Annotated in this window: 1 protein-coding gene; it reads right to left on the bottom strand. The window is 69.4% G+C overall.

Features of this window, described 5'->3' with window-relative positions; all coding sequences use genetic code 11:
• On the bottom strand, positions 1-1,100 hold a 1,100-nt coding region (locus tag ACRWNM_RS36520; protein ID WP_431972732.1), incomplete at its 3' end, for a condensation domain-containing protein.
• Between the last annotated feature and the right edge of the window lie 21 nt (positions 1,101-1,121).

Raw genomic sequence — 1,121 nt, forward strand, 5'->3', positions numbered from 1 at the left:
TCGAGGATCTCGATATCCCCGACCGGCGTCGCCGGGTCCGCGGTGACCGTCTCGAGGACTCGCATGTACCGGTCGGCGAACCCGCGGACGGTCGCTTCGTCGAACAGGTCCGTCGCGTAGGTGAATTCCACATCCATCCCCGCCGGAACGTTGTCGGGTCCGGACCGCTCCACGAAGGTCGCCTGCAGGTCGAACTTCGCCACCGGCAGATCCGCTTGCACCGCCTCGACGGTCAGCCCCGGCAGCTCGAATCCCGTCGGCGCGAAGTTCTGGAACACCAGCAGCACCTGGAACAACGGTGCATGCGCGGTCGAGCGGACCGGCGCCAGTTCCTCGACCAGCCACTCGAAGGGCACCTCGGCATGCGCGTACGCCGCCAGATCCACGTCCCGGGTGCGTTCGAGCAGGTCGAGGAACGACCACCCCGGCTCCACCCGGGTGCGCAACACCAGGGTGTTGACGAACATCCCGACCAGATCGTCGAGCTCGTGTTCACCGCGACCGGCGATCGGCGTCCCCACGACGATGTCGTCACTGCCCGACAACCGCGCCAGCAACACCGCCAGCACCGCATGCACCACCATGAACGAGGTCGCATCATGCTCGCGGGCAAACACATTCACCCGCCGATGCAGACCCGCCTCGACGGTGAACTCGATCCGCCCACCCCGCATCGAGGCCACCGCGGGCCGCGGCCGGTCGGTCGGCAACCCCAGCACCTCCGCGACCCCCGCCAACTCCCGCTTCCAGAATGCGAGCTGGTGCCCGGCCATCGATTCCGGATCGTCGGCTTCCCCGAGCATCTCCCGTTGCCACAACGCGTAATCCGCGTACTGCACCGGCAGCGGCGCCCACCCCGGCACCTGCCCTCGCGAGCGTGCCGCATAGGCCACCATCACATCCCGCGCCAACGGCCGCATCGACGACCCGTCCCCGGCGATGTGATGCACCGCCACCGCCAGCACGTGCTCTGCGTCCCCGACCCGGAACAGCCTCGCCCGCACCGGCACCGCCGCCGCCACATCGAAGCCCGCCCCCAACACTTCTCCCACTCGCGACACCAGCTCCGCCTCGGCCACCGGGACCGGTGACAGGTCCACCCCCACCGCCTCCACCGGCCC

It is taken from the genome of Nocardia sp. bgisy134, from assembly GCF_965341865.1.
Lineage (GTDB): Bacteria > Actinomycetota > Actinomycetes > Mycobacteriales > Mycobacteriaceae > Nocardia.